The sequence below is a fragment of the Rhizobium terricola genome (genome assembly GCF_012927355.1).
In the GTDB taxonomy this organism is placed as follows: Bacteria; Pseudomonadota; Alphaproteobacteria; order Rhizobiales; family Rhizobiaceae; genus Allorhizobium; species Allorhizobium terricola.
Genome location: NZ_JABBGK010000001.1, coordinates 1780216 through 1805875, shown reverse-complemented (window position 1 = coordinate 1805875; position 25660 = coordinate 1780216). Strand labels below are relative to the sequence as shown.

The following is a 25660-nucleotide window of genomic DNA, read 5'->3' as shown; positions in this document are numbered from 1 at the left end:
ACTGAATGAGGAGCGGTGGGCGGAAGCACAAGGAGCAGCGACTATGGCTATCCAGAAGTCGATCGTCCTGGCCAATTTCGCATTTTTTCTGCTGCTCGTCGTAGCGGTCTGGGTGCGTCCGGCCGGGCCTTTCGTCCTGGTCGTGACGGACCCGCAAGCAGATGCGAGCGGGAACATGCAGGTGATCGGAGAAGCGGGCGGTCGTCTCGTCTGGTCCGGACGGTATGCATGGGTTTCGGTTGCCTATTCCGATGCAAATGATTTTGCCGGCCGGCTCATGCGCGCTGGCGCTCTTCTTGTCTTGAACCATGATTTGGCAGTTGGCTGCCTCGAAGGAAATTGACATGAATGCTCTGAACGCTCTGCGCCATAAGGCTTCGACGGGGATCGTCGCGCTCCTGTGGCTGAACCTTGCATTGATCGCGCTCCGCAACGGATTGCGGGCCGACGGCTTTGATGTCTTCGCCCTCGTCGCCTCGCTTCTGATCGTCGGGTCCGCGACCGCGACCTGGATGAAGGATCGCACCGGCCCCACCACTCGTGTCGTCACGTCCATGGCCCATGCCGCGACGGTTGCGATTCTGGTCTACAGCTTTGCCGGCTCGCCGCTGCAGATCGACATCCACATGTACTTCTTCGCCTCTCTGGCGATCTGTGCGGTCTGGATCGACTGGCGCGCCATCGTCGGTTACGCGGCGCTGGTCGCCGTTCACCACATCCTGCTCTTCTTCGTCATGCCTGTCGCGATCTTTCCGGGCGACTCGGATTTCTCCCGCGTCGTGCTGCACGCCGTCGTCCTGATCCTGCAGAGCGGCGTCCTGATCGCACTCACCCACTCGGTCGTCAGCGCCTTCATGGCGTCGGAAACCGCAGTCGAGACCGCGACGAGTGCGGAGCGCAAGGCCACCACCATGGCCGAACAGGCCCGCCAGGCCGACCGTCATGCCGAAGAGATGCGGGCGATGCGCGAAGAGGAAAAGGCACGCGAAGCCGAAGCCGTCCGTTTCGTGGTCGACAAGCTCGACGAGGCGCTGACCCAGCTTGCGGCGGGCAATGTCTCTCACCGTATCTCCGACACCTTCGCCGGTGAACTGGACAAGCTGCGTGTTTCCTTCAACACCTCTGTCGAGGGGCTTGAATCGGTCATCGGCCAGGTCAGCCACGTCGTTCGCATCATCCGCGACGGCACCGGCCAGATCAGCCATGCCAACCATGACCTTTCCTCGCGCACCGAGCGTCAAGCCGCTTCGATCGAGGAAACCGCAAGCGCGCTCAGCAATGTGACCGACACCGTCAAGCAGACGGCCAGCGTCGCCGACCATGTCGGCCGCATGGTCGAACACGCCCGCACCGGTGCCGAGCGTTCGGGTTCGATCGTCACCAACGCCGTCGAGGCGATGAGCAAGATCGAGACCTCCTCGCGCGAGATCGGCAACATCATCTCGGTCATCGACGAGATCGCTTTCCAGACCAACCTCTTGGCACTCAATGCAGGCGTCGAAGCCGCTCGCGCCGGTGACGCCGGCAAGGGTTTTGCCGTCGTCGCCCAGGAAGTCCGTGAACTCGCCCAGCGGTCGGCAAACGCGGCGAAGGAGATCAAGGCCCTGATCAACACGTCGAGCGAACAGGTGCGCAACGGCGTCTCGCTCGTCGACGAGACCGGCAAGGCCCTGCACGCGATCGCCAACGAGGTCAACTCGATCAGTCAGGAAGTCGAAAAGATCGTCCGCAGCGCACGCGAACAGTCGACGGGTCTCACCGAAATCGACTCGGCCATCGGCCATATCGACCGCAATACCCAGCAGAATGCGGCAATGGTCGAGGAATCGTCTGCCGCCATCCAGTCGCTCGCCAACGAGGCATCCTCGCTGGAGCAGCTGATGGTCCGCTTCCAGATCTCAGCCGGCGACAACCACGCAAGGCGCCAGCGCGCCGCCTGACCGGCAACCCGGATTGCAGAGACAAGAAGTCGGCGGAGCGATCCGCCGGCTTCTTCGCATTGAAGGGTATCGTGGCGGCGGCCTAAAGCCATTCCTGCCCCTGCTGACGCAGGAAGAAGAGGAGATCGAGCGCCAGCGACGTCCTGCCAAGTGCCGTCAGTGTCATGTGGCACTGGCCGCGGTGGTGGGGCTGGTGGTTGACGTGATGCTGCTCTGCCAAGTCATGGGGCGAATTGGTCTATCGGAAACCCCTGATATGCGCAGGATGGCAGTGAATCGCATCAAGTTGCGTGCCATGCGTGTCTCGTTGCGTTAGAGCGAGACACGCGGCTCGCTGGCCGGTGTGCCTTTTCTAGGCGCGGTTCGCGCCGTGGGTTCCCTCAGGCGTTCAAGTCCGAGCGTGAAATTTGGCAACGACGTCAAACCCGGCCTTAGTTCTTGGATTTGCCGTCTCGGTTAGATAGTCGGAGCGAAGACCGTGGGCCGAGAACTCCCTTGGGTCGAGGCCTGCCAGCTCTGCTCTCAGCTTCACGATGTCGTTTACGGCCTTCGGATCCGGCACCCGAAGCAAGACAATGCCCGACCGATCGATGGCTCGAAACACACTGCCCGTTTCGATCTTCGCTGCCGTCAGCCACGCGATCAGCGCGTCAACGGACCGGCCCGTGAAATGGACCGACTCGCCGCTTTCGGCACTGCTGGTTTTGGTTCGGCCGAGATGGATGGGAGCGAGGGCTGCGTCAGAACGCCGGCACAAGTATTGCAAAAGTTGTTGAGCCCTGACGTTCAGCGCAATCTGCGTCAAACCTGCCCAGATATCGCCCTTGACAGGAAAGGGGGCGCTTCATAATCGTCGCTCAAGCCATTTCCTCGGTAGTGCGTTGTTTGTTTTGCGCTATTTGGATTTTACACTTGATTTGAGCCATTCAGGGAGAATGCATTGTGGGCATGGGGATGCGTTGCCGGGGGCTTCGGCATTATACGGCGGTTCTCCTCGCCACTGTTTCGCTTCCGCTTCCCGCCTTTTCGCAGCAGGTCCTGCCGACGGGCGGTAGTTTCTCCGCAGGCTCCGGCGATATCCAGACGGCCCCGACCGGCCTCCTGATCAACCAGACCAGCGCCACCGGCATTGTCGAATGGCAGGATTTCTCGATCGGTTCGGGCGCATCAGTGCATTTCGACAACGGCGCGGGCGCGACGCTCAATCGCGTGACGGGCAATCTCGGCTCGCAGATCGACGGATCGCTGACGGCGACGGGATCGCTCTATCTCGTCAACCGCGCCGGCATCGTCGTCGGCAAGGATGGCGTCATCTCGACCGGCGGCGATTTCTTCGCCTCCACCCATGACGTCACCGACCAGCAATTCCTCGCCGGCGGCGAGATGACCTTTGCCGGCAGCTCGAAAGCCGCCGTCGTCAATCTCGGCACCATCAGCTCGGCCTCCGGCAATGTGGCGCTGATTGCCCGCGCGGTCGACAATTCCGGCAGCATCACCGCGGAAAACGGCACCGTCGGCCTGCTCGCCGGCTACGAGATCCTGGCCAAGGACACCGCCGATGCGGACGGCCTCTTTGCCGTCGTGGTCGGCGGTTCGGACACCGAGGCCAGCAATTCCGGCGCGATCGCCGCGGCAAACGCCGAGCTGCGCGCCAATGGCGGCAATGTCTATGCGCTCGCCGGCAATACCGGCGGGGTCGTCAAGGCGACCGGCGTCACCAGCAAGGACGGCCGCATCTTCTTGACCGCAGGCGAGGGCGGCAAGGTGGAAGTCACCGGCAAGCTCAGCGCCACCCGTCCGCAAACCGAATCGACAAGCCTGCCGACCCGCGTTCCGATTCCGCAGGCGCGACCGGACAGCGGCGGCGACATTCGCATTTCCGGCAGCGAGGTCAGGGTCAACGGGGCAATCGAGGCAACCGGCACCACTGGTTCTGGCGGTACCGTCGTCGTCACCGGCGACAGGATCGCGCTCGGCTCGGCAGCAACGGTCGATGCCTCCGGCGCGACCGGCGGCATCGTGCTGATCGGTGGCGATTACCAGGGTGGCACCAATGCCGCGACGAAATTTCTCGCAGAAGATGTGGCGACGGCCGACAAGGTGGCGGTCGCCGCAGGTGCCGCGATCCGCGTCGACGGCACCGACGGTGCAGGCGGACGAGCGGTCGTATGGTCGGACGATACGACGGTTTTCGACGGCACGATTACCGCGACCGGCGCAGGTGCGGCCGCCGGCGGTATTGTCGAGACCTCGGGACATAACCTGCTGCTGGGCGACAACGTCGCCATTTCCACCCGCTCCGAGCGGGGAGCCACCGGCACCTGGCTGATCGACCCCTATAGCGTGACCATTTCGTCGTCGGGTAGCAGCAATGTCCAGGCCTTTGTTGGGGGCGACCCGTGGAACGTAGCGCCCACTGGCAGCGGGGCGAACATCAACAACGGCACACTCAGTGCCTACCTCAATAACAGCAACGTTGCGATCACCACCAATGGCGCGGGATCGGAAGCCGGCAACATCACCGTCAACGCTGCTGTGTCGTGGAACGCCGCGACCACCTTGTCGTTGCTCGCGGATTCCAGCACGGGCGGCATCTTCATCAACGCCGCCATCACGGGAGCGAATTCCGCCAGCGGGCTGGTGCTCAGCGCCGGCTCCGGCGGTATCAGTCAGGCGGCGGCCATCAGTGCCGGCACACTGACCGCCACGACTGCCAATGGCGGTTCGGTGGCGCTGACGAACAGCGGCAACCTGGTGGGCTCGCTCGGAACATCGAGCGTTGACGGTTCCTTCTCCCTGACGAACGGCCAGGCCCTCACCGTCAGCGGCAACGTCACCACCAATGGTCCGCTGTCCTTGGCCACGACCTCCGGCAACCTTACCGTCAACGGCTTGCTCACCGACGGCAACGCGAATTCGAGCCTGACCCTGACGGCGGCCGGCAATCTCTTGATCGGCAAAGATATCAGCCGGACAGGAAGCGGCGCGGCCGTCAACCTCAATTACGGTGGCAGCTACAGCCTCATCAACGGCGCGCGGATCTCGCTGCCCAGCAGCAGCGCGACGCTGACGATCAATAGCCAGGCCTATACCCTGATCCACGATCTGGCGTCGCTGCAGGCGATCGGCAGCTCGGGCTATTATGCGCTGGCTGGTGATATCGATGCGTCGGCGACATCTGGCTGGAACAGCAACACGGGCTTCAACCCCATAAGCGGCTTCACCGGTACGTTTTCCGGTCTCGGCCATGTCATCGACAGCCTGACCATCAACCGGTCATCAGTCACCCGGCAAGGGCTGTTCGGCGATACCAACGGTGCGACCCTGCGGGACGTTACACTGTCCAATATCTCTGTCACTGGCTCGGCTCGTGTCGGCGGCCTGGTAGGCGAGGCGAATAACTCGGTCTTCGATAATATTCACGTCACGGGCAGCATCAACGGGTATCAGGAAGCCGGTGGCATCGCGGGTTGGTTCGTGGATTCCACTCTGTCCAATTCCTCCTCTGCCGCATCCGTTAGGGTTTCGGCCAATAGTGCCGGTGGCCTTGTGGGCCACGCCTTATACACGGTCACCATATCCGACTCTTACGCCACCGGATCGGTTACAGCAGCCGTGCGCGCCGGTGGCCTCGTCGGTGATCTCGTGGGAGGACCGCTCGCCCTCAACAACGTCTACGCCAGCGGCAAAGTCACTGCGACGACTATAGCCGGCGGCCTCATCGGCGCTGACAGTTCCTCCTCCATCAGCCTGACGAATGCCTATTGGGATGGGAACTCGACCGGCCAATCGGCTACCATTGGCTTGGCGTTCCTGAGTTTGATTACCGGCACGGCCATCGACGTCTCCAGCGCCCCGCGCAGCCAATCCACCTATTCCGGCTTCGACTTCACCGATACCTGGGTGATGGTCGACGGCGACACGCGGCCGATGCTGCGCAGCGAATACTCGACCGTGATCTACACCCCAGCGGCGCTACAACTCATGTCGCTCGATCTGTCCGCCAGCTACAAGCTCGGCGCGGATATCGACCTCACGGGGGCATTCACCGCGGTCGGCGGATATTATGGCGGCTTGTGGGGTTCGTCGGGCTTCGTTTCCATCGGTAGCACCGCTTCGAACTTCACCGGCAGCTTCAACGGCCAGGGACATACGATCACCGGCCTGACGATCAACCGGGCAGGCACCAATTACGTCGGCTTGTTCGGCTTGACGAGCGGCGCCACGATCAGCAACGTCGCGCTCTCGGGCGGCAGCATCACCGGCAATGACGACGTCGGCGCGCTCATCGGCTACATGATCGGCGGTTCCGTCTCGTCGGCATCGGCGAGCGCGACGGTTTCGGGCGTGAGCACCGGAGAGGCCAATACCGGCGGCCTCATCGGGGTGGTCGACGGCGGCACGGTCAGCAATTCCTGGGCGAGCGGCAATGTCACCGGCGCCGGCTATCAGATCGGGGGACTGGTTGGTTATCTGACCAATGGCGGCAGTATCACCCGGTCCTATGCCACCGGCAATGTCACCGGCACCGGAGGTTATGGCTATATCGGCGGACTGGTCGGTGCCAACGGCTATAGCGGCATTGGCGGAACGATTTCCCAGTCCTACGCTACCGGTACGGTTACCGGCAGTGGAGGCCCGATCGGCGGCTTTGTCGGACATAACAATGGAACGATCACCGACTCCTACGCCATGGGCCGCGTGAACGGTCTGGGCACGGCGACCAATGTCGGCGGTTTCGTCGGCGTGAACTTCACCAGCGGCACCATTTCCAACGCCTATTCGACCGGCTATGTCACCGGCGCTGCCCAAGTCGGCGGTTTCGCCGGCTACAACAACAACCTCGCATCGGCAATCACCAACGCCTACTGGAACGTTCAGACCAGCGGACAGTCGGTCGGCATCGCCGGCGGTTCCGGCAGCGCCACGGCACGCACGACGGCACAGCTCCAGGGCAGCGTTCCGGCCGGCTTCTCATCGTCGATCTGGGGAACCGGGACGAACCTCTATTCCTATTTCCTCTGGCAGCATTCCATAACGCCGACGGCCGTTTCGGGCACGGCTTATAGCGACGCCGGCACGACCGTGCTGGCGGGCGCCAACGTGACGGCCGTGTCCGGTGGCAGCGCGATGGGCAGCGCCGCCACCGGCGCCAACGGCTATTATTACGTCCTGCTCGCGCCGGGCACCTCGCCCGCTTCGGCCGGCGTGCTGACCTACCTTGACGGCGGATCGACACAAGGCGCTGCCTTCTCGGACATCGCCGGCACCAACGGCGTCCAGAACATCTCCATCTATGGCACGGCGGCGCACCTGATCACCGGCAAGGCATCGCTTTCGGCAACCCGGACAGCCTATCTGGCAACGCTCGGCAGCTACAGCGACACCGATCTCGGCTTTCTTTCCTCGTCCTCCTTTGCTTCGCTCACGACGACGAGCGGTCATGGCGTCTACCTGAACGCCTCCGGCAACTACACGCTCGATACCAATCTCGGTTCGGCGGGCGTTCTATCGCTCGACAGCGGCGGTAGCGTCGGCGTCAGCGGCACTGTCGGGCTGACGGCCGGGGGCAATCTCACCGTCGCGGACGCCGTTTCCTGGTCGGACGCGTCCAGCCTGACGCTCACCACGAGTTCCGGCGGCAACATCACGCTTGGTGGCGCCGTCACCGCCGCCAACGGCACGCTCGCCATCTCCGCAGCCGGCACCGCGACAAGCTCGAGCGCCATCGATCTTGGCCTCTTCTCGCTCACCGGCGGCACATGGAGACAGGTCGCCGCCACACTTGCTGCCTTCGACGCCACCGATTTCCGCCTTGGCAGCGGCGCCACCTTCCTGCGCGCCACCGGCGGCGACGGTTCGGCGGCGACGCCCTACCAGATCGCTGACGTTTACGGCCTGCAGGGCATGGGCTCGGCCAGCCTGCTTTCGGATGACTTCGTGCTTGCGGCGGATATCGACGCCAGCGGCACGGCAAGCTGGAACTCGGGTGCGGGTTTTGTTGCCATCGGTGACTTTGCGACCGGCTTTGCCGGCAGCCTCGACGGCGCCGGCCACAGCATAAGCGGCCTGCTCGTCAACCGGCCGGCCGGCCTTGGCGGGCTGTTCGGCCGTATCGACGGCACGGTCTCCGACCTGACCCTGGCGGGCTCCGTCACGGGCTCCACAGTCGGCCTGCTGGCGGGCTACAACTTCGGCACGGTCAGCAATGTCTCGGTATCGGGCACAGCCTCAGCCGGCAACAGCCATTATGTCGGCGGCCTGATCGGCCTCAATGCCGGCACGATCACCGGCAGCCACGCGGCCGTGACGGTCACGGCGGGCGACTATGCCTATGCGGGCGGCCTCGTGGCGTACAACACCGCCGCCACATCCGGCAGCGTCGTCACCAGCACCGGTACGATCACCGGCAGCTCGGCCACCGGCACCGTCGACGTCGGCGCGAACAGTGCTGCAGGCGGCCTCGCCGGCGCGAGCGCCACCGTCATCTCGGCGAGCTATGCCACAGGCGCCGTGACCGGCGGCACCAATAGCCATGTGGGCGGCCTTGTCGGCGACAACACCGTGAACAGTTCAGCCGGCACCACCGGCTCCATCGCCACCTCGTTCGCCACCGGCGCGGTGACCGCAGGCGGCGGCGCCACCGCAACGGCGGGCGGGCTCGTCGGCGCCAATGCCGGCGACATAGCCGACGCCTACGCAACCGGCAATGTAACCGGCGGCAATGTTTCCGGCGGTCTGGTCGGGACCAACAGCGGCACGGTGGCAAACACCTACGCGACCGGCACGGTTCCGTCTTCGGCGGCATATTACGGCGGCCTGATCGGCAGCAATTCCGGCACGGCCACGGCCAGTTTCTGGAACACGACGACCTCCGGCACCAGCCTCGGCGTCGGCAACGGTTCGCCGATCGGCGTCACCGGCCGCACCACCGCGCAGCTCGCCTCGCTCTCGACCTTAACCGCCGCCGGCTGGACCATCGACGGCGATGGCGGCACGGGCACGACCTGGCGGATCTACGACGGCCAGACAGGACCGCTGCTGCGCAGCTTCATGACCGCGCTGACGGTGACCGGCGGCAGCAGCACCAAGGTCTATGACGCCTCGAACTCAAGCGCCAATGTCGGTACGCTGACCTACGGTACGCCGGGTTATGACAGCTCGCTGATATCCGGAACCGCCGGCTATACCAGCAGCAGCGCCAATGTCGGTGGCTATTCGGGCAGTTCCCTTGCCCTAAGCGGGCTCTATTCCGGCCAGTTCGGCTATGACATCACCTTCGTTTCGGGCTCGCTGACGATCACGCAGCGCGCCCTGACGGTCACCGCCGACAACCAGTCCATGACCGCGGGCACTGCCGTTCCGGCGCTGACCTACACCGTCGGCGGCCTCGGCCTTGTCGGTGGCGACAGCCTGACGGGCGCGCTCTCGACGTCCGCCTCGTCCACCTCCGTCTCAGGCAGCTATGCCATCACGCAAGGCACGCTTGCGGCATCCGCCAACTATGCGCTGACCTATACGGGTGGCACGCTGACGGTCACGGCTGGCTCCACGGTGACGACGCCGACGGCCTTCCCCCCATCGACCGTCTTCGAATTGCCCTCAGGGATCACGCTCGAGCAACCCGGTGGCGGCACCATCGCAAGCGAAGAGCAGAGCTCGTGCCCGGCAGGCGCGGTGATGGGCGCCGAATGCGCGGCCGTCCCCCACCCGGCCAACCGGTCGCTCGGCCAGTACATCATCATCGGATCGCTCTAATGAATACGTGTCGATTGACCATTCTCGAACGTATGCGCACGAGCGTTTTCGACGGGCCTGCAACACTTGCGATCCTGATGACGCTTGCCGCCGCCGGCCAGGCCTCCGCACAGTCTGCCGTCGAGCGCAACCCGCCGCCGGCCGTGACCGGCAAGGCTCCCACGATCACGCTTCCCGAGGAGGCCGCGGTCGAGGCCGACAAACGTCCGCTCGGCGCCGAGCTTGCCGCCATTCGCCTGATCGGCGCGAAAGAGGAACCGAGCGCCGGCCGCGCCGCCGGTGTCGTCGTCGGCGATATCGGTCCGGGCCGCGACCTCGAGCCTGAGCTTTCCGGCGTTCTCAAGCCCTTCATCGGAAAGCCGCTGTCGCTGTCGCTGATTGCCGATGCGCAGGCCGCCATTGCCGGTGTCTATCGCCGCGCCGGCTATCCCTTCGTGTCGGTCACCATTCCGCCGCAGGAAATCACCGGCGGCGTGCTCAATCTCCGGGTCATGGAATTCGGCTTCGGCACGGTGACCGCGCGCGGCATCGAGGGCGAACGCGCGCGTTCCCTCGCAGCTCAGGTCAACGCTCCGGCCGGCGGTCGCATTGCGTCTGCCGGCGTCAACGAGGACCTTGCCTGGCTGAACCGCTCGCCCTTCCGTCGGGTGCAGGGCCTGTTTTCTCCGGGTTCGGAAGTCGGCCGTTCCGACCTTGCGCTGGAGGTGACCCGGGGCAAGCCGTGGCAGGTCTATGCCGGCTATTCCAACACCGGTGCCACATCCGGCGACCGCGACCGCTTCAATATCGGCGCGGGCTTCGCGATCCCAGGCATCGACGGGGCCTTCGGTTCCTACCAGCTGACTGCTTCGCGGGATCTCTTCGAAGATCTTGGCGGCATCTTCCCCGGTCACGACGACCACCGGGCGCGCTATGTCAGCCATTCCGGTACCTTCGTCGTGCCGATCGAGGGCAGGCAGGCGATCGATTTCAGCCCGGCCTTCATCGCCACGCGGCAGGAAAACGATCTCTTCACCTTCGACACCTCGATCGTCGAACTGCCGCTCTATTATCGCAGTGCGCTCTCCAACATCCTGCCGGGCATCTATGGCGGCGAGGTCTATGCCGGCATCGAATACAAGCACCTGTCGCGCGATACCTTCTTCGCGGATATCCCCGTCGGCAATGCCAATGCGGAACTGTTCCAGTTCGGCCTCGGCATCGCCAGGTCGTTCACCGACGATTTCGGCTCCACCCGGCTCGACCTGCATGTAAAGGCCAATCCCGGCGGCATCTTCTCCGACAATTCGGACAGCGCCTGGGACAGCTTTTCGAACGGCGCGGTGACCGATGCCTCCTACGCCTATCTCGGCGGCAGCCTTTCCCGGCAGACCGAGCTCGGCCACGATTTCCAGCTCGACAGCGACGTGCTGTTCCAGCTCGCGGGGCAGGCGCTGCCCGATACCGAGCGGCTGGCACTCGGCGGTCTCGACGGCGTGCGCGGCTACGATCTCGGTGACGCGGTCGCCGATACCGGCGTCATCATCCGCAACGAGCTGCGCTCTCCCGTCGTTTCGCCGACCGGCCAGGACCGGCTGTCGCCGTTTGCCTTCCTCGACCTCGGCTTCGGCCGCGACAAGGCGGCGGAGGAGGGGCTTTTGCTCGCCAGCACCGGCGCCGGCATTGACTACGATATCGCCAGCAATTTCAGCCTGAACATGACCGCGGCCATCGCGCTCGTCGACGAGGGTGGCCGCGAAGCGGGCGACATGGATTTCAAGATCAGGCTTTCCGCGCGCTACTGACGCGCCACCTGCAATCGCCAAAGGAAGAGTACCAAGCATGCACAAGTTCACCACCGCGGCCCTGTCCCTGCTGCCGCTGCTTACCGCAGCCCCCGTCTTCGCGCAGGATGCAGCCCCGGCGACATTGCCCGGCGGCGCGAGCTCCCTGCAGGAGACCTATCAGGACTGGCGCGTCACCTGCGGCGTCGTTCAGAACGGCAAGATCTGCTCCATGGCGCAGGTCCAGCAGCAGCAGGACGGCCAGCGCGTTCTTGCCATCGAGCTGCAGCCGGCCAAGGATGGCGGCGTGGCCGGCGTTCTGGCGTTGCCCTTCGGCCTCAAGCTCGATGCCGGCGCCACGCTGAAGATCGACAGCAATCCGCCGCTCCCGGCGCTGACATTCTCCACCTGCCTGCCGACCGGCTGCATCCTGCCCGTGACGTTTACCACCGAGAACGTCGCCGCTCTTTCGGCCGCCGCCGCCCTCAACGTCACCGCCACCTCGATCCAGCCCAACCAGCCGGTCAACCTTGCCATTTCCCTGAAGGGCTTCAAGGCCGCTCTCGACCGCCTGACCGAGCTTTCAAAGAGCTGATAGCGCCCGGTCAGTCCAGGAGGCGGGCTGCCCGGCCGACCCGCCGGTTTGCGGGGTTGTAGTAGCTCGACGCCTGTTGCACCGAACGATGCCGTGACTGTTCCATGGCCTCGGGCAGCGGGATGCCGCGATTGGCGGCTTCGGTGAGGTAGCCGGATCTCAGGCCATGGGCGGAATAGTCGGCCGGATCGAGCCCCGCCAGTTTGGCGCGGCTCTTGACGATATCGTTGATAGCCTTGGGATCGAGCGGTCTGCGGGAAACATTGCCCCAACGATCGATCGCTCGAAACACACTGCCCGCTTCGATCTTCGCCGCCGTCAGCCACGCGTTCAGCGCGTCAACGGGCCGGCCCGTCAGATAGACCCGCTCGCCGCTTTCGGCACTGCTGGTCTTGGTCCGGCCGAGATGGATTGAGAGCGAGGGGAGCGCAGGACCGTCCTCGATCCGGACGGGATCTTCCGGCTGCAACTGTTCTTTCCTCAGGTCCGCGATTTCGCTGCGCCGCCGTCCGCCGGAGGCGAAGGCCACCATCAGGATCGCCCGGTCCCTGACATCACGCAGGTCTTCGGTCCTGCAGGTCGCAAGGAGGCTTGCCATGAAAATTGGCGGTCGCGATGTGCTCGACACGATCCAGCTGAAGCATTGGACGACACTGGTGCCCGAAACCCGATCTTCCCAGCGCATCCCTGTTCGCGACCTTGCCCAAATGGCGGAGAGGATTGTGAGCGAGGCTGACAGCCTTGTTGCAGAGTTGGCTGCCGAGGGGGTCAGGCATCCTGTCCTGAGTGCAATTTGCAAGGTTATCTCAAGTCGGGCCGGTTCGCTGCAGAAGGTCACGGAGCAGGTGTCTTGAGCAGCTGAATGGTCTCGAGCATCCAATGCCCTGTCCCTTGAACAAGGGGCCGCGGGTTCGAATCCCGTCAGGACGTGATGCTCACCTGCCGCCAATCTCCGTTCGAAACCGCAATCGAGATCGACAATGGTGGCTCTGCACTTTCAAAACGGTCGTTCACGCAGACCGGAAATTTCCCCCAAAGCAGCCTTGCACGTGTTTGGGCTCAATGTCGTGGGTGGGTGGTTAGCAGCCGGTCAGCTTCAGTGTCTCAACGGGCAAAAGGCGACGTTGCGTGTGCCAGCCAAGCCGCGATGCGCTAGGTTCCCGAGAATAACGATGGAGGGCTAGTGCGTCACCGTTGGTCAAGATCAACATGGCTCTTGTAGACGGCACCTTCCCGATATCTCATCGGAAGTTCGGCCGCGGGCAGATCGTGCGCCTCGAACGGTTTCCCGCTGGACCAGGGGAGCGCGTTCAACGCTACGCCGAACCCCGTGCTTAAAAGCCACGGCGTGAGCTTCGCAAGGGGCTTCTTCTACGCGATTGCAAGAACGCCGAGAGGCAACTTCACGACCATGAATAGGATGAAGACGAATGGCGCGACGAAGAGGCTCAGCACCATCGGAATCGCCGTTTCCAACATGGGATCTCCGCCGTATCGCAAGCGAAGTTGTGGGTTCCGTGTGGCCGCAAGCGGAATCAGTTCTTCCATGAAGCGAACATAGTCGGCGGACCGATCGACGTGCGTTTCTCCGAGCAAATCGAGTGAGGAGATTTCCCTTGACACGAAGAGCGTCCTTAGACGCGCGCTGTAGACCGGAAAGCCAGTGGTGCCGACCCCACTCGTGACGTGGAGGTGCAGGAATCGAAGCGACGTCCACGGGACGAGGCCGACGGACCGCCCCCGCGTCACCGAGAGGCCTCGGTCCTTGATGACGTAGGCCATCTCGACCTTTTGCGGGGTATCGCGATACCTAGGGATCTTCGTGGTGAAGCGGTAGTTGGGAAGGTCGTCCGTCTGCAATCGCGCCCTCCACTACGGTCCGCTGGTCGAAATGCTGCCTATCCCGCGATAGGATTCGGTATCCGATTTACGGGCAACTTGTTCTGCTGAGAATGACCGCTTGCGGCGGATCAGAGATCGGCCGTTGCCTTCGCCTTCGGTCCCGGCCAGCAGCTCATTGCCGACCGGGATTTTTCTTGTCTTAAAACTTCACGCGAAACTGGGCATTGAGGCCATTTTCGCTGGCGTTCTTGCCGAACTGGCCGGCATAGCCGATGCCAATCGTGGCGCTGTCGTCGAGCTTGAGGTCGAGGCCGGCTTCGACGAGGGCTGCGTTGCGGTCGAGCGGCGTGCTGGAGACCGTAAAGGCGTCGCCGGTCGCAAAGCGTGCGGTCGAGGTTGGGCTGACGTCGCCGAAGGCATGCAGCCAGCCGAGCGTGCCGCGGGCAATCGCGATGACGCCGCCCAGATCGAAATCATGCGAGGCGCGCATGCCGAGCGTCGTATAGGCCGTGTCCATCGTCGAGCCGTCGACGGTGAGCGCCGAAAGGCCTCCGGTTTCCGTGAAGCCGTCGGTCTTCAGGTGGCTATAGGCGAGCGCCGCAAAGGGCTCGAGCGCGGTTTCGCCGAGATCCACCCGGTAGCCCAATTCACCGAAGGCGTTGAAGCCCGCTGCATCGTAAGCGCCATCCAGCGTTTCGCCGAGCGCTGCGACGGAACGGCTGGTATCGACATCATACCAGGTGTAGCTCAGGCCCGAGCGGAAGGAGATACGGCCGATCTCGGTGCCGGCATAGGCGCCCAGGTGATAGTTGCTGCTGTCGCCGGTGCTCTCGTCGGTGTTGAAGTCGCTGTCGCTGTGCCCGGCGGACAGGCCGACCCGCCAGTGCTCGGAAACCATGCCGTCCGCACCGAGAAGGAAACCGCCGATCGAGCTGTCGGTGCCGGAGGCGCCGTCGATGCCCTCCCCGGTCGCGCGGGAGCCGAAACCCGAACCCCACACGGCAAAGCGATCGGGATCGGCGACGCGCGCGGTCTTCTTCGTTTCGTAGGCGGCGAAGGGGCCGTTCGGGTCGGCTGGCTTCTCCTCGGCATAGCCGAGGGCCGGCACGCCGGAGGCGCGGCCCGGGCCGGCGCTTTCGAACGCCGAACGTATGCGGTTGTTGATGGCGGTATTGAACGCGGCAGATCCCTGAGACATCGCTGCCTGCTGGCCTGCATAGCTGGCGCCCGACATCTGGTCATAAGCCTCACGCGCCTCGTCGGCGGTCATCACCAGCAGGGTGTTGTAGAGGGAAAGCGAATCCCCCGTCTGATCGAGCGTGTCGAGTGCGCCGGCGACCGCATGCTGGTTCGCGCTATTGGCGGCGCTGGTGAAGACACCGCCACCCGACGAGTTCGCGGCCACGGTCAGATAGGCATTGTCGTCATGATAGGTCGTCGACAGTTCAAGGAAGGCCGAGCTGGCCAGGCTGCCGCTGATCGCGTTGGCGAAGGTCCCCGTCAGATCCGTGGCGGCCGACACGATCGTATAGGTCTGACCCATCCTGTAGCTCGTTGCCGAATCGAGAGACGACACGGAGAGGGTGGCACCGGCGAGGGTCGCGGTCCCCGTCACGTCGACCAGGTCGGACGATCCGCCGGCGAGATTGACGGCATAGGTCGATCCTGCGGAAAAGGTCAGGTCGCCATCGACGCTGAGCGTGCCGATCTGCCCCGAAAGGCCGGGCGTGATGGTGCCACCGGAGGCGACCGTCGTTGTCCCGACCGTGCCGGTGCCGCCGAGCGTGCCGTCATCATTGACGCTGAGCGAACCGCCGAGCGCACGGGTGACCAGCACCGTGCCGCCATGGATGGTGGTTGCTCCGCCGAAACCGGAGCTGTCGGCCGAAAGCGTCGTGGTCCCGGAATAGAAATCGATGTCGCCGATACCGGACAGGGCGGCGCCGAAGTTATAGCCCGTGTCGGTATGGTTGAAGACGAGAGCGCCGTCGCCGGCGCCGAAGGAGACGGACCCGGCTCCGAGCGTGCCGGCGGCAACGGCCGTTTCTCCCGCCGCGGCCCCGATGTTGACCGTGCCCGTCGATCCCGACAATTGCCCGATCTGCAGGATTCCGGACCCGTTGCCCACCCTCATGGTGCCGCCTTCGGCAACGGTCAACGTGCCGGTGCTGCCGCTGGCATAACCAACGGAAACGGTTCCAGTCGAGGAAACAGATCCACCCTCTGTCACCAGCATCGTGCCGTCGCCATTCCAGCCGATGTTCAGTTCACCAGCGGAGAGCGATGATCCGGTGCCACGGATTTCGGCATAACCCGAACTGCCGCTGAAATTGCCGAGATACGTCTTGCTCGTGCCGGTCGTGGAGACCGAACCGCCGTCGAGCACATAGAGGGATGCGTCGCCGCTCAGACCGACATAGAGCCGGTCCGAAGTCAGGCGCGAGCCGTCCCCGGTCACGGTCAGCGTGCTCGTGCTGGGACCGCCATTGGCGATGATGACATCCGTCCGGATCGTCGCGGAGCCGCCATCGGCAATGGTCATGGTGCCATTGCCGTTCCAGCCGTCGACCAGAAGATCGGCGGTGAGAGTGGAGCCGGTCCCGCTGATGTTGAGTTCGCCGACGCTGCCGGCGGTCCAGCCCAGATAGGCCCTGCTGGTGCCGGTCACGGTATAGGACCCGCCGTTCAGAATGTTGAGAATGCCGGTGCCGTTTTCACCCATGTAGAGACGATCGGACCTGACCGAGGAACCTGCCCCCGTAATCGTCAGGGTGCCCGTCGTGTAGCCGTTCTTTCCGAGCGTGACGTCCTGCTGGATGGTCGCGGTGGCACGGTTGGAAAAGGTCGCCGTACCATTGCCGGTCCAGCCGATATTGAGGTCGTAAGCCGTCAGCCTCGTGTTGGCATCCGAGAGGGTGAGCGTACCGGTGGAATTGCCGAAATAGCCGACATAGACCTTCTTGTCGGCGCCGGTGGCGGTCAGCAAGGCGCCATTGGTCAGCGTGACCGCGCCGGTGCCTGAAAGACCGATGTAATAGCGGTTGGCCGTGAGACGGCCGCCGTTGACGATCAGCGTGCCGTCGCTGCCGGCCTGGCTGCCGACAATGATATCGACATCGGTTGTCAGCGAGCCGCTGCCCGTGACGGTGAGGGTCGCGGTGCCGGTGTCGCCGATGATGTAATTGCCGAGCGTGTCCGCCGTGTCTGCGTTGTTGATGACCGCGGAGCCGCTGTCGTAGACGGTATCAGCCGCGAAAACCGGGCTTGTGGCGACAAAGGGAATGCACAGAGCGGTTGAGGCCAAAAAGACGTTCTTCAGATGCATGTATGCAATTCCATATTTCGCCCGCGAATCAGCGGATAAAGACTTTGTTAAACAAATCAGGTCTGTAGCATTTCGAAGGCGTCGACGAGCGCCTGTGTGGGACCATTTTTGGGTCTTTCTCTTCAGGTCGCGGAATCGTCGTCAACACAGGGTTCTGCTCGCCGCAGAAAACTCCGCGGAACACGGCCAAGGCCGGAGGTTCGAGCAGGATCTGCGGTGGCCGGGCGTCAGGAGTTCGGGGATAGGTCCGGAGTGCGCGCTATGCTGCCTTCGCCTGTCTGGAGGCGCCAGCTCCCCCTGAGGATCGACCGGATCTGGAACGAGGGGACGGCGTTCCGTTCAATGATCCGATTTTGAAGGCCCGACACTTCCTGCTCGTCGCGTGCGCGCGCGTGGAGCCGGACACGAAGGCGCAAAATAGCGCATTTTTCGGAATTTGGTTGTGCAGTTTGTGTAATTGTTTCAAGGCGAACAGGATCGTTCGCGGCTCCGTTGTGCGCATTCCAAAAAGCAGATGGCTGGTATTCCAAGCGGTTTTGGCACGGCGATGCCGTTGAAGATCGCTTCACAATAGGCCGCCGATGAAGCAAAAAGGGCGCCGTCTTGGCCGGCGCCCTTGATGAGGGTCAAGACAGGTGGTGCGACTTGGTCAGGCCGTAGACAGGTGTGTCGATGCCGACCTGGCGGGCTTTCAACTGAAGCGACAGATATTGCGAATAGTGGCGCGACTGGTGCAGGTTGCCGCCGTGGAACCACAGCGCTTCCTGCTGCGTCGGTTTCCACATGTTGCGCTGCTCGCCTTCCCAGGGACCGGGGTCCTTGGTCGTATTGGAGCCGAGGCCCCAGCATTTTCCGACCTTGTCGGCCACTTCGCGTGAGATGAGATCGGCCGCCCAGCCGTTCATCGAGCCGTAGCCGGTGGCGTAGACCACGAGGTCGGCGGGCAGTTCCGTGCCGTCCTTGAGCACCACGGCGTTCTCCGTTAGGTGGGACACGTCGACGCCGGACTTCAGCTTGATCGAGCCGTCGATGACCAGATCGCAGGCACCGACATCGATGTAATAGCCCGATCCACGGCGCAGATACTTCATGAAGAGACCGGAATCGTCGTCGCCGAAATCGAGCATGAAGCCGGCCTTTTCGAGTGCGGCATAGAAGTCCGCGTCCTTTTCTCGGATCTTGTCGTAAATCGGGATCTGGAACTCATGCATGATCCTGTAGGGCAGGGAGGCGAAGATGAGATCGGCCTTGCGCGTCGTCATGCCGCCCTGGACCGCCCGCTCGGAATAGAGATCGCCGAGGCCGATCTCCATCAGCGAGTCGGACTTGACGATATGGGTGGACGAGCGCTGCAGCATGGTGACATCGGCGCCGGCCTCCCAGAGTGCTGCGCAGATATCGTGGGCGGAGTTGTTGGAGCCGATGACGACAACCTTTTTGCCGGCATAGGCATCCGGGCCGGGATGCTGCGAGGAATGCTGCTGCTCGCCCTTGAAGATGTCCTGGCCTTCGAACTTCGGAACATTGGCCTTGCCGGACATGCCCGTCGCCAGCACCAGTTGCTTCGGCTTGAGCACCACTTCCTTGCCGTCCCGCTCGACGATGACCGTCCATTCGCCGGTCGCTTCGTCATACTGCGCCGACTTGGCCGTGGTGGAGCCCCAGTAGTTCAGCTCCATGACCCTGGTGTACATTTCCAGCCAGTCGCCCACCTTGTCCTTGGGCGTGAAGACCGGCCAGTTCTCCGGGAAAGGGATGTAGGGCAGGTGATCGTACCAGACGGGATCGTGCAGGCAGAGCGACTTGTAGCGTTTGCGCCAGCTGTCGCCGGGCCGTTCGTTCTTCTCGATGATGATCGTCGGCACGCCGAGCTGGCGAAGGCGCGCGCCGAGCGCGATGCCGCCCTGACCGCCGCCGATGATGACGACCTCGGGCTGGACCGAATAGCCGAGTTCGGCGGCCTCGATCTCGCGCTTTTCCTTCCAGGTCTTGCGATCCCGGTCATGCCCGTGTTCGGCCCCCATCGGACGGCGAAAACCCTTGGGCTCCTCATGGCCCTTCAGCTCCGTCATGGTGGTGAGCAGGGTCCAGATCAGGCCGTCCTTGATGCGGATATGGCCATAGCCGCGGGCGACGCCGGTCTCGAATTCGAACCAGCCGTCGGTGACGCCGCCGGCCTCGGAAGCCGCCTCTTTCGTGTCCTGTGTGAAGTTCGAGGGCTTGGCGGCGGCAAGCTGGCTGGTCAGCATGTCGCGGATCTGCTCATGGCCTTCGAGCGTCTTCAGGTTCCAGGTGAATGTCACCAGGTCGCGCCAGTAGCAATCGGCCTGAAACAGGTTGACGGCGGCGTCGATGTCGCCGCTTTCCAGCGCCTGCCCGAGCTTTGAAAGCATCGTGTCGATCTTGGTTCCGGGGCTGATATCAAGCATTTTTTCTCCTCCATGGATGCTTGGGGGTGGTCATGGAACGTCCGGATGGGGCGTTCCGGAAAGCGTCAAAGCCTCCGCCGGCCGGGCTCCTCTCCCGGAACAGGCGTCGGCAGAGATGCTTATTTCGAAAGATCGATCAGGATCTTCAGATGGGTTCCGGCCGGATCGAGCAGGACGTCGAAGCCCTCCTTCACCGCCGTGCCGAGCGTGATGCGCTTGGTGACGATTTTGGTCGCCGGCAGCAGGCCCGAGGCGATCAGGCGGATCACGCGTGGCCAGTAATGCGTCGGATAGGCCCAGGAGCCCTTGACCTCGAGGTCGCGGAACGTGACCTGGAACCAGTCAATCGGGTTTTCGTGCGGGTGCAATCCGGTCTGGACGACCACGCCCTGTTTGCGTACTGCATCGACGCAGGCCTTGAGCGCATGTTCGTTGCCCACGCATTCGATCGCCACGTCGCAGCCGACCTGTCCCTCTGTCTGCGCGCGAACGACATCGCCGACATTGTCGCGCTTCGGGTTGATCGTGATGACGTCGGGCAGCACGCTTCTGGCCAGCTCCAGCCGGGCATCGTTGAGATCGGAGACGAAGAGCTGGGCGGCGCCGGCCGCGCGGGCGGCGAGCAGGGTCAGCATGCCGATCGGCCCGGCGCCGGTGACGAGAACGCTGTTGCCGGCGGTCACGCCGCCGCGGTCGCAGGCATAGACGGCAACCGCCGTCGGTTCGACCAGAGCGGCCTCCTCGTCGGTCATCTCGTCCGGGATCTTCTGGACATTGTACTCGTTGACCATGGCGGCTTCCGCCATGCCGCCGCCATCCCAGCTCAGTCCCACCAGCGCCAGCTGCGTGCTCAGATGGAAAAGACCGCGATCGGCGAAGTAGTCGCCGGAGCGCGGCATGACGAGCGGCTGGATCGAGACGCGGTCGCCGACGGCGACAGACGTCACGCCTTCGCCAACGGCCTCGACGACGCCGCCGAATTCATGGCCGAGGACCTGCGGGCCACAGGCTCCGGTGAAGGGATGCGGCTCCTTGGGAATGAAGATCGGGCCGTAGCTGTATTCGTGAAGATCCGTTCCGCAGATGCCGACGAAGCGGTTGCGCACGAGAACCTGTCCCGGCCCCGGTTGCTTCGGCTCGGAGATGTCGTCGAGCCGCAAGTCCTTGGCTGCGTGAAATCTGAGTGCGCGCATGTTTCCTCCATTGGCTGCCTTTGACAGCAGGAGAGGAGCAATGCCCATGCCAGTGGCGCACGTCGGGCGAAGGACTGAAATGCTTCGGCTTTTGGCGCCGGCACCGCCGTTACATGCCACAGCTGTGGCGCAACGGGTGTGGCAAATGCCACAGTGGGGTGCCTAATGCCGGCGGTCTATGCCGAGCCGTCTGATGCGGCGATGCAAGGTCGTGCGATCGATGCCGAGCCGGCGCGCGGCTTCGGATACGTTGCCCTTGCAGGCCGTAAGCACTGCCCTCACGTCGGCTTGATGGCTGTCGTCGCGGAGGATCGACGGCATGCCCGACAACTGGTCCGGCAGGTCCGCCACCTCGACCAGACCGTCGTCACACAGCGCTGCGGCAAAGGCGATCGCATTGTCCAGCTCGCGGATATTGCCCGGCCAGGGATAATTGAGGACCAGCAGTCTGGCGGCGCTCGAGAGCCTGAGAGGCCGGCCCTCCGTGCCATGCTTTTCGAGCAGCCGTTCGATGAGCCAGGGCAGGTCCTCGCGCTCGCAAAGCGGCGGAAGCGAAAGCACCGCGGCATTCAGCCGATAATACAGGTCTTCGCGGAACGTGCCGGCCGCGACCATGTCGTTAAGCGACCGATGCGACGCCGAAAGCACGCGGAAATCGACCCTGCGCGGAACCGAACCGCCCACGGGCAGGACTTCTCCCTCGGCCAGAACACGGAGCAACCGGCTTTGCGCGGCGTAGGGCATATCGCCGATTTCGTCGAGGAACAGGGTTCCGCCCTGCGCCTCCTCCACCAGCCCTTTGCGTCCCTTGGCGAGCGCGCCGGTAAAGGCTCCGGGCGCATGGCCAAACAACTCGCTCTCGATCAGTTGTTCGGGGATCGCTGCGCAATTGACCGCAACGAAGCGGCCGGAAAGCCCGCTCACGGTGTGGACGATGCGGGCCAGATATTCCTTGCCGGTCCCGGTCTCGCCCTGGATGAGGATCGGCAAGCGGCTCGGTGCGAGTTTCGTCACCTTGCGCCGCAGTTCGTCGACGGCCGGAACGTTGCCACCCAGACTGCTCATTGCCGCCGGTTGGCGGGACGCACGTGCAACCGGCACGCTCACCGTGCGCTGCTGCGGCTCGATGGCATGGGCAAACAGGGTCGACCCGTCGCGCACGGCGATCCGCCGGTCCTGCGGCAGGCTGGCGCGGGTAAGCGATGCGAGTTCGTCGAGCCCCGCTTCAAAAAAGTCGGTGACCGGTTGTGCGATCAGAAGCTCGGTCCTGCGCCAGTCGAGCCCGCGCGAGGCCGCAAGAAGCCGCGCGCCGCCATGGGTCATGCCGGTGATGCGGCCCGTGCCATCGACGGAAATCGCCGCTTCCGGATCGACGTCGAGGAATTCCGGGGCGCCGGCAAAACGCAGCACCAGATCGTGGCGGCTGTTGGCCATGAGGTTGGCGAGCTCGATGCGCCGCACCGTGGAAGAGACGAGATGGCGCGCCATGTTCTGGCTCGCCTTCAGGATCGGCGAACTCAGGAGCGAAATGTCCAGCACGGCGGCGAGAGCCCCTTGCGTGTCGTAGATCGGCGCGGCGGTGCAGGAGAGCGGCGTATGGGTGATGTCGAAATGGTCGGTCTGGTGGATGGTCAGCGCCTCACCGGTGGCGATGCAGGCGCCGACGGCGCAGGTGCCGGCGCGGGGCTCGGCCCATTCGGAGCCGAGATAGAGGCCTGCCTTGCGCAGGTTGTTGTTGAAGGAGGGATCGCCGAGGAATTCGACGGTGACGCCCTGACGGTCGGAGAGCAGCAGCACATAGTTCTGCTCGGCAACCTGGCGGTAGAGCCGCTCCAGACCGGAGCGGGCGATGTGCACGAGGTCTTCCGCCTGCTGGCGATGTTCGCGCAGCCGCGTCTGCGAGACGATGACCGCCTCGCGCGCCTTTGCCGGATCGAGCTGGTAGGTGTCGAGGCAACGCCGCCAGGATTCCACGACGATGGCGTCGCGACCGGTGTTGTTTCCTTGGCCGACCCGCTCGATCTCCTTTACGTGATCCGCAAAACCCATCAAATCACCGGCTCTTGTGGCCGCCTCCCGTGATATTGCAGGAGATCATAGCCGCAATTGCGCGGGCTGCCTAATCCTTCGGGGGATTTCGACCTTCATCCGGGAACACAGGCCGAGCGCAAGACGGAAGGAGCGAGTGCCGCGGGGGCTATTCACTTGCTTGTCCGGAAAGATGCCTCCAAATTCCGCCGGCGCGGTCACAAGAACGCCCGGCCGGAGGCGGTCGGTCCCGCCTCCCTCTGCGGGGCGCTATGCTGATGCTCCTGCGGTTACTCTTTTTGCCGGTCCTAGGCTTGTCGAGAATTGCCGCTTTCCCGCGCTGCGGTCGGCGCTATACTGAAAGCTCCGATGCTCTTCATTGTCTGCCCGGATCTCGCGCAGGTGTGGTTTTGATCCGGCCCGACTGTGAAGGGGCGTCGCCCCTCGCGCAGACAAGGGGCCGTCTCTTGAGGCTCCGTGGAAGCTTGTGCGCCCACCTGTGACGCGAGCCAGTTCTCGCTTGAGCCGTCCGATCTCCTCGGTCTCATCGCTGCACTTGCCGTTCGATGTGTGGAACTTCTTCTTCCACTCGTCTAGCGAATGCTGGCTGACACCGAGCCGTTGCGAAACCTCCGCGACCGGATAGCCTCGCTCGGTGATCTGACGCACCGCGTCGCGTTTGAACTCTTCCGTGAAATTGCCTTTGCCCATGTAGGCCTACTTGCCTCAGTCTTAGGAAAGAAGGCGTCCACAAATCTAGGGGCTATTCAGTCCTTATCTTTTCCTTATGTCTGCCTTCGCTCTTCCCCATCGAAGCCTGACCCGAAGCGCCTTTATCCTGTCTGTGTATCAACAGGAGAAACGGACATGTCCGACCTCATCTTCCTCGCGCTCGGCGCCGGCACGCTTTTCGTGCTCGCGCTCTATGCCCGCGCGCTCGACCGGCTGTGACGGAGGCGAGAATGCTTGAACCGCTCTTTGGCCTCGTCGTCGCGATCGCGCTCGGCGTTTATCTCGTGGTCACGCTTCTGCGGCCCGAACGCTTCTGATTTTCGAGGAGTAATCCCATGACCATTGTCGGGTGGCTGCAAATCAGCCTCCTCTTTCTCGCCGTGCTCGTCGCCATCAAGCCGCTTGGGCTTTACATGGCACGGGTCTTTTCCGGTGAGCGCACCATTCTTTCCCCCGTACTCGCGCCCGTGGAAAAGGGCCTTTATCGGCTCTCTGGCATCCGCGAGGACAAGGAGCAGGGCTGGCTCGCCTACACGCTCGCCATGCTCGCCTTCTCGATCGCCGGCTTCCTTGCCCTCTACGCGATCCTCAGGCTTCAGGCCTATCTGCCGCTTAACCCGCAGGGCTTTGCCGGCATGGCTCCCGATCTCGCCTTCAACACGGCGGTCTCCTTCGTGACCAATACCAACTGGCAGAACTATGGCGGTGAAACCACGCTCAGCCATTTCTCCCAGATGGCGGGGCTCACGGTGCAGAACTTCCTGTCCGCGGCAACCGGCATGGCGCTCGCCATCGCCTTCACCCGGGCGCTTGCCCGCTCAAGGGTCTCGACGCTCGGCAACTTCTGGGTAGACATGACCCGCGCCACGCTCTACGTGCTCCTGCCGATCGCCTTTGTCGTGGCCCTTGCCTTCGTCGCCATGGGTCTGCCCCAGACGCTCGACGGATCGGTGACGGCCACCACGCTCGAAGGCGCCAACCAGGTGATTTCGCTCGGGCCCGTCGCCTCCCAGGAAGCGATCAAGCAGCTCGGCACCAACGGTGGCGGTTTCTTCAACGTCAATGCCGCCCATCCCTTCGAAAATCCGACGGCCTGGTCCAACTATCTCAACATCTTCGCCATGCTGTCGATCTCGGCGGCGCTGGTCTATTCCTTCGGCCAGATGGTCGGAAACCGCCGCCAGGGCTGGGCGCTGATCTCCGCGATGACCGTCCTGCTGATCGCCGGCGTCGCGATCACCTATTGGGCCGAAGCCCAGGGCAATCCGATCCTGACCGCGCTCGGCGTCGATCCTGCGCTCGGCAACATGGAGGGCAAGGAAGTCCGCTTCGGCCAGGCCATGACGGCACTCTATGCGGCCGTTACCACCGGCCTGTCGGATGGCGGCGTCAACGGCATGCATGGCTCGTTCACCGGGCTCGGCGGTCTCGTTCCGATGTTCCTCATGCAGCTCGGCGAAGTTCTGCCTGGCGGCGTCGGCTCCGGCCTTTACGGAATGCTCGTCTTCGCACTGCTCTCCGTCTTCGTTGCCGGTCTGATGGTCGGCCGCACGCCGGAATTCCTCGGCAAGAAGATCGAGGGCCGCGAAATGAAGTTCGCCATGCTGGCGGTCCTCATCCTGCCGCTCGTCATCCTCGGCTTCACCGCGGTCTCGGCAATCCTGCCCTTCGCCGTGGCAAGCGTCGGCACCGCCGGTCCGCATGGCCTGTCGGAAATCCTCTATGCCTACACCTCGTCCGCCGGCAACAACGGCTCCGCCTTCGGCGGGCTCACCGGCAACACGCCTTGGTACAACACGACGCTCGGCCTCGCGATGCTGCTCGGCCGCTTCGCCTATGTCGTGCCGGTCATGGCGATTGCCGGATCGCTCGCCGCCAAGGTCAAGGCACCGGCCTCCGCCGGCACCTTCCCCACAGACGGGCCTCTGTTCGTCGGGCTGCTGATCGGCATCATCCTCATTCTCGGCGGGCTGCAATTCTTCCCGGCACTCGCCCTCGGCCCCATCGTCGAACATTTCGCGATGCTCGCCGGCCAGACCTTCTGAAGGAAACCTC

At 63.8% G+C, this 25660-nt stretch carries 14 protein-coding genes and 4 pseudogenes; 9 read left to right on the top strand and 9 right to left on the bottom strand.

From position 1 onward, the window contains the following. Positions 1–43 precede the first annotated feature (43 nt). The gene (locus tag HHL25_RS08615) at positions 44–343 is read left to right on the top strand and encodes a hypothetical protein (protein WP_169589076.1); all 300 of its coding nucleotides are present in this window, start codon (positions 44–46) and stop codon (positions 341–343) included. A gap of 1 nt (position 344) precedes the next feature. After that, a complete protein-coding gene (locus tag HHL25_RS08610) occupies positions 345–1940 on the top strand; it encodes a methyl-accepting chemotaxis protein (protein WP_246701713.1) in 1596 nt (531 codons plus the stop codon). Positions 1941–2022: 82 nt separating this feature from the next. Here HHL25_RS08610 and HHL25_RS08605 read toward each other — a convergent pair. After that, positions 2023–2148, bottom strand: a pseudogene (locus HHL25_RS08605) (DinB family protein); the annotation flags it as partial. Positions 2149–2382: 234 nt separating this feature from the next. Then, positions 2383–2664: pseudogene (locus tag HHL25_RS23490) on the bottom strand (integrase); the annotation flags it as partial. Positions 2665–2888: 224 nt separating this feature from the next. Between HHL25_RS23490 and HHL25_RS08600 the strand changes: the two are divergent. From HHL25_RS08600 to HHL25_RS08590, 3 genes are read left to right on the top strand one after another with little or no spacing between them, the layout of a single operon-like run. Further along, positions 2889–9698 (top strand): two-partner secretion domain-containing protein, encoded by a 6810-nt coding sequence (locus HHL25_RS08600; protein ID WP_169589072.1) that lies wholly within the window; start codon positions 2889–2891, stop codon positions 9696–9698. 14 nt (positions 9699–9712) lie between these two features. Then, entirely contained in the window at positions 9713–11482 is a 1770-nt protein-coding gene (locus HHL25_RS08595) for a ShlB/FhaC/HecB family hemolysin secretion/activation protein (RefSeq protein ID WP_169589070.1), read from the top strand. A 37-nt stretch (positions 11483–11519) separates the two neighbouring features. Then, the gene (locus HHL25_RS08590) at positions 11520–12056 is read left to right on the top strand and encodes an invasion associated locus B family protein (RefSeq protein WP_169589068.1); all 537 of its coding nucleotides are present in this window, start codon (positions 11520–11522) and stop codon (positions 12054–12056) included. A 10-nt stretch (positions 12057–12066) separates the two neighbouring features. Here HHL25_RS08590 and HHL25_RS08585 read toward each other — a convergent pair. Continuing rightward, positions 12067–12654, bottom strand: a pseudogene (locus tag HHL25_RS08585) (site-specific integrase); the annotation flags it as partial. Between HHL25_RS08585 and HHL25_RS08580 the strand changes: the two are divergent. Continuing rightward, on the top strand, positions 12653–12910 hold the full coding sequence (locus HHL25_RS08580; protein WP_246701712.1) for a hypothetical protein: 258 nt from the start codon (positions 12653–12655) through the stop codon (positions 12908–12910). The pseudogene HHL25_RS08585 and the gene HHL25_RS08580 overlap by 2 nt on opposite strands. Before the next feature lie 517 nt (positions 12911–13427). On the opposite strand, the gene HHL25_RS08575 is transcribed toward HHL25_RS08580, so the two are convergent. The 6 genes and pseudogenes from HHL25_RS08575 to HHL25_RS23485 all read right to left on the bottom strand — a co-directional run. Then, positions 13428–13916, bottom strand: coding sequence for a hypothetical protein (locus tag HHL25_RS08575; protein WP_246701711.1), 489 nt, complete (start codon positions 13914–13916; stop codon positions 13428–13430). Between the two features lie 181 nt (positions 13917–14097). Further along, on the bottom strand, positions 14098–17223 hold the full coding sequence (locus tag HHL25_RS08570) for an autotransporter outer membrane beta-barrel domain-containing protein (RefSeq protein ID WP_169589066.1): 3126 nt from the start codon (positions 17221–17223) through the stop codon (positions 14098–14100). 626 nt (positions 17224–17849) lie between these two features. Then, complete coding sequence (locus HHL25_RS08565; protein ID WP_169589064.1) at positions 17850–19652, bottom strand: NAD(P)/FAD-dependent oxidoreductase; 1803 nt, start codon at positions 19650–19652, stop codon at positions 17850–17852. A 119-nt stretch (positions 19653–19771) separates the two neighbouring features. Continuing rightward, positions 19772–20845 (bottom strand): 2,3-butanediol dehydrogenase, encoded by a 1074-nt coding sequence (locus HHL25_RS08560; protein WP_169589062.1) that lies wholly within the window; start codon positions 20843–20845, stop codon positions 19772–19774. A 162-nt stretch (positions 20846–21007) separates the two neighbouring features. Continuing rightward, the gene (locus HHL25_RS08555) at positions 21008–22894 is read right to left on the bottom strand and encodes a sigma-54-dependent Fis family transcriptional regulator (protein ID WP_169589060.1); all 1887 of its coding nucleotides are present in this window, start codon (positions 22892–22894) and stop codon (positions 21008–21010) included. Between the two features lie 468 nt (positions 22895–23362). Beyond that, a pseudogene (locus tag HHL25_RS23485) lies at positions 23363–23584 on the bottom strand (transposase); the annotation flags it as partial. Here HHL25_RS23485 and HHL25_RS23695 point away from each other — a divergent pair. The 3 genes from HHL25_RS23695 to kdpA are packed head-to-tail and all read left to right on the top strand — an operon-like array spanning position 23474 to position 25650. After that, positions 23474–23824 carry a hypothetical protein gene (locus HHL25_RS23695; protein WP_315853053.1) on the top strand — a complete coding sequence of 117 codons (351 nt, stop codon included), beginning with the start codon at positions 23474–23476 and terminating at the stop codon, positions 23822–23824. The pseudogene HHL25_RS23485 and the gene HHL25_RS23695 sit on opposite strands and share 111 nt — an antisense overlap. Continuing rightward, the gene (gene kdpF, locus HHL25_RS08545) at positions 23821–23922 is read left to right on the top strand and encodes a K(+)-transporting ATPase subunit F (protein ID WP_205927738.1); all 102 of its coding nucleotides are present in this window, start codon (positions 23821–23823) and stop codon (positions 23920–23922) included. The genes HHL25_RS23695 and kdpF overlap by 4 nt, the downstream gene beginning before the upstream one ends. A gap of 18 nt (positions 23923–23940) precedes the next feature. After that, positions 23941–25650 carry a potassium-transporting ATPase subunit KdpA gene (gene kdpA / locus HHL25_RS08540; protein ID WP_169589058.1) on the top strand — a complete coding sequence of 570 codons (1710 nt, stop codon included), beginning with the start codon at positions 23941–23943 and terminating at the stop codon, positions 25648–25650. Positions 25651–25660 lie beyond the last annotated feature (10 nt).

Bases quoted from the DNA above. Each gene is read 5' to 3' on its own strand.
- HHL25_RS08615 (WP_169589076.1), top strand. From the start codon at position 44: ATGGCTATCCAGAAGTCGATCGTCCTGGCCAATTTCGCATTTTTTCTG.
- HHL25_RS08610 (WP_246701713.1), top strand. From the start codon at position 345: ATGAATGCTCTGAACGCTCTGCGCCATAAGGCTTCGACGGGGATCGTC.
- HHL25_RS08600 (WP_169589072.1), top strand. From the start codon at position 2,889: ATGGGGATGCGTTGCCGGGGGCTTCGGCATTATACGGCGGTTCTCCTC.
- HHL25_RS08590 (WP_169589068.1), top strand. From the start codon at position 11,520: ATGCACAAGTTCACCACCGCGGCCCTGTCCCTGCTGCCGCTGCTTACC.
- HHL25_RS08580 (WP_246701712.1), top strand. From the start codon at position 12,653: ATGAAAATTGGCGGTCGCGATGTGCTCGACACGATCCAGCTGAAGCAT.
- HHL25_RS08570 (WP_169589066.1), bottom strand. From the start codon at position 17,223: ATGCATCTGAAGAACGTCTTTTTGGCCTCAACCGCTCTGTGCATTCCC.
- HHL25_RS08565 (WP_169589064.1), bottom strand. From the start codon at position 19,652: ATGCTTGATATCAGCCCCGGAACCAAGATCGACACGATGCTTTCAAAG.
- HHL25_RS08560 (WP_169589062.1), bottom strand. From the start codon at position 20,845: ATGCGCGCACTCAGATTTCACGCAGCCAAGGACTTGCGGCTCGACGAC.
- HHL25_RS08555 (WP_169589060.1), bottom strand. From the start codon at position 22,894: ATGGGTTTTGCGGATCACGTAAAGGAGATCGAGCGGGTCGGCCAAGGA.
- HHL25_RS23695 (WP_315853053.1), top strand. From the start codon at position 23,474: ATGCTGGCTGACACCGAGCCGTTGCGAAACCTCCGCGACCGGATAGCC.
- kdpA (WP_169589058.1), top strand. From the start codon at position 23,941: ATGACCATTGTCGGGTGGCTGCAAATCAGCCTCCTCTTTCTCGCCGTG.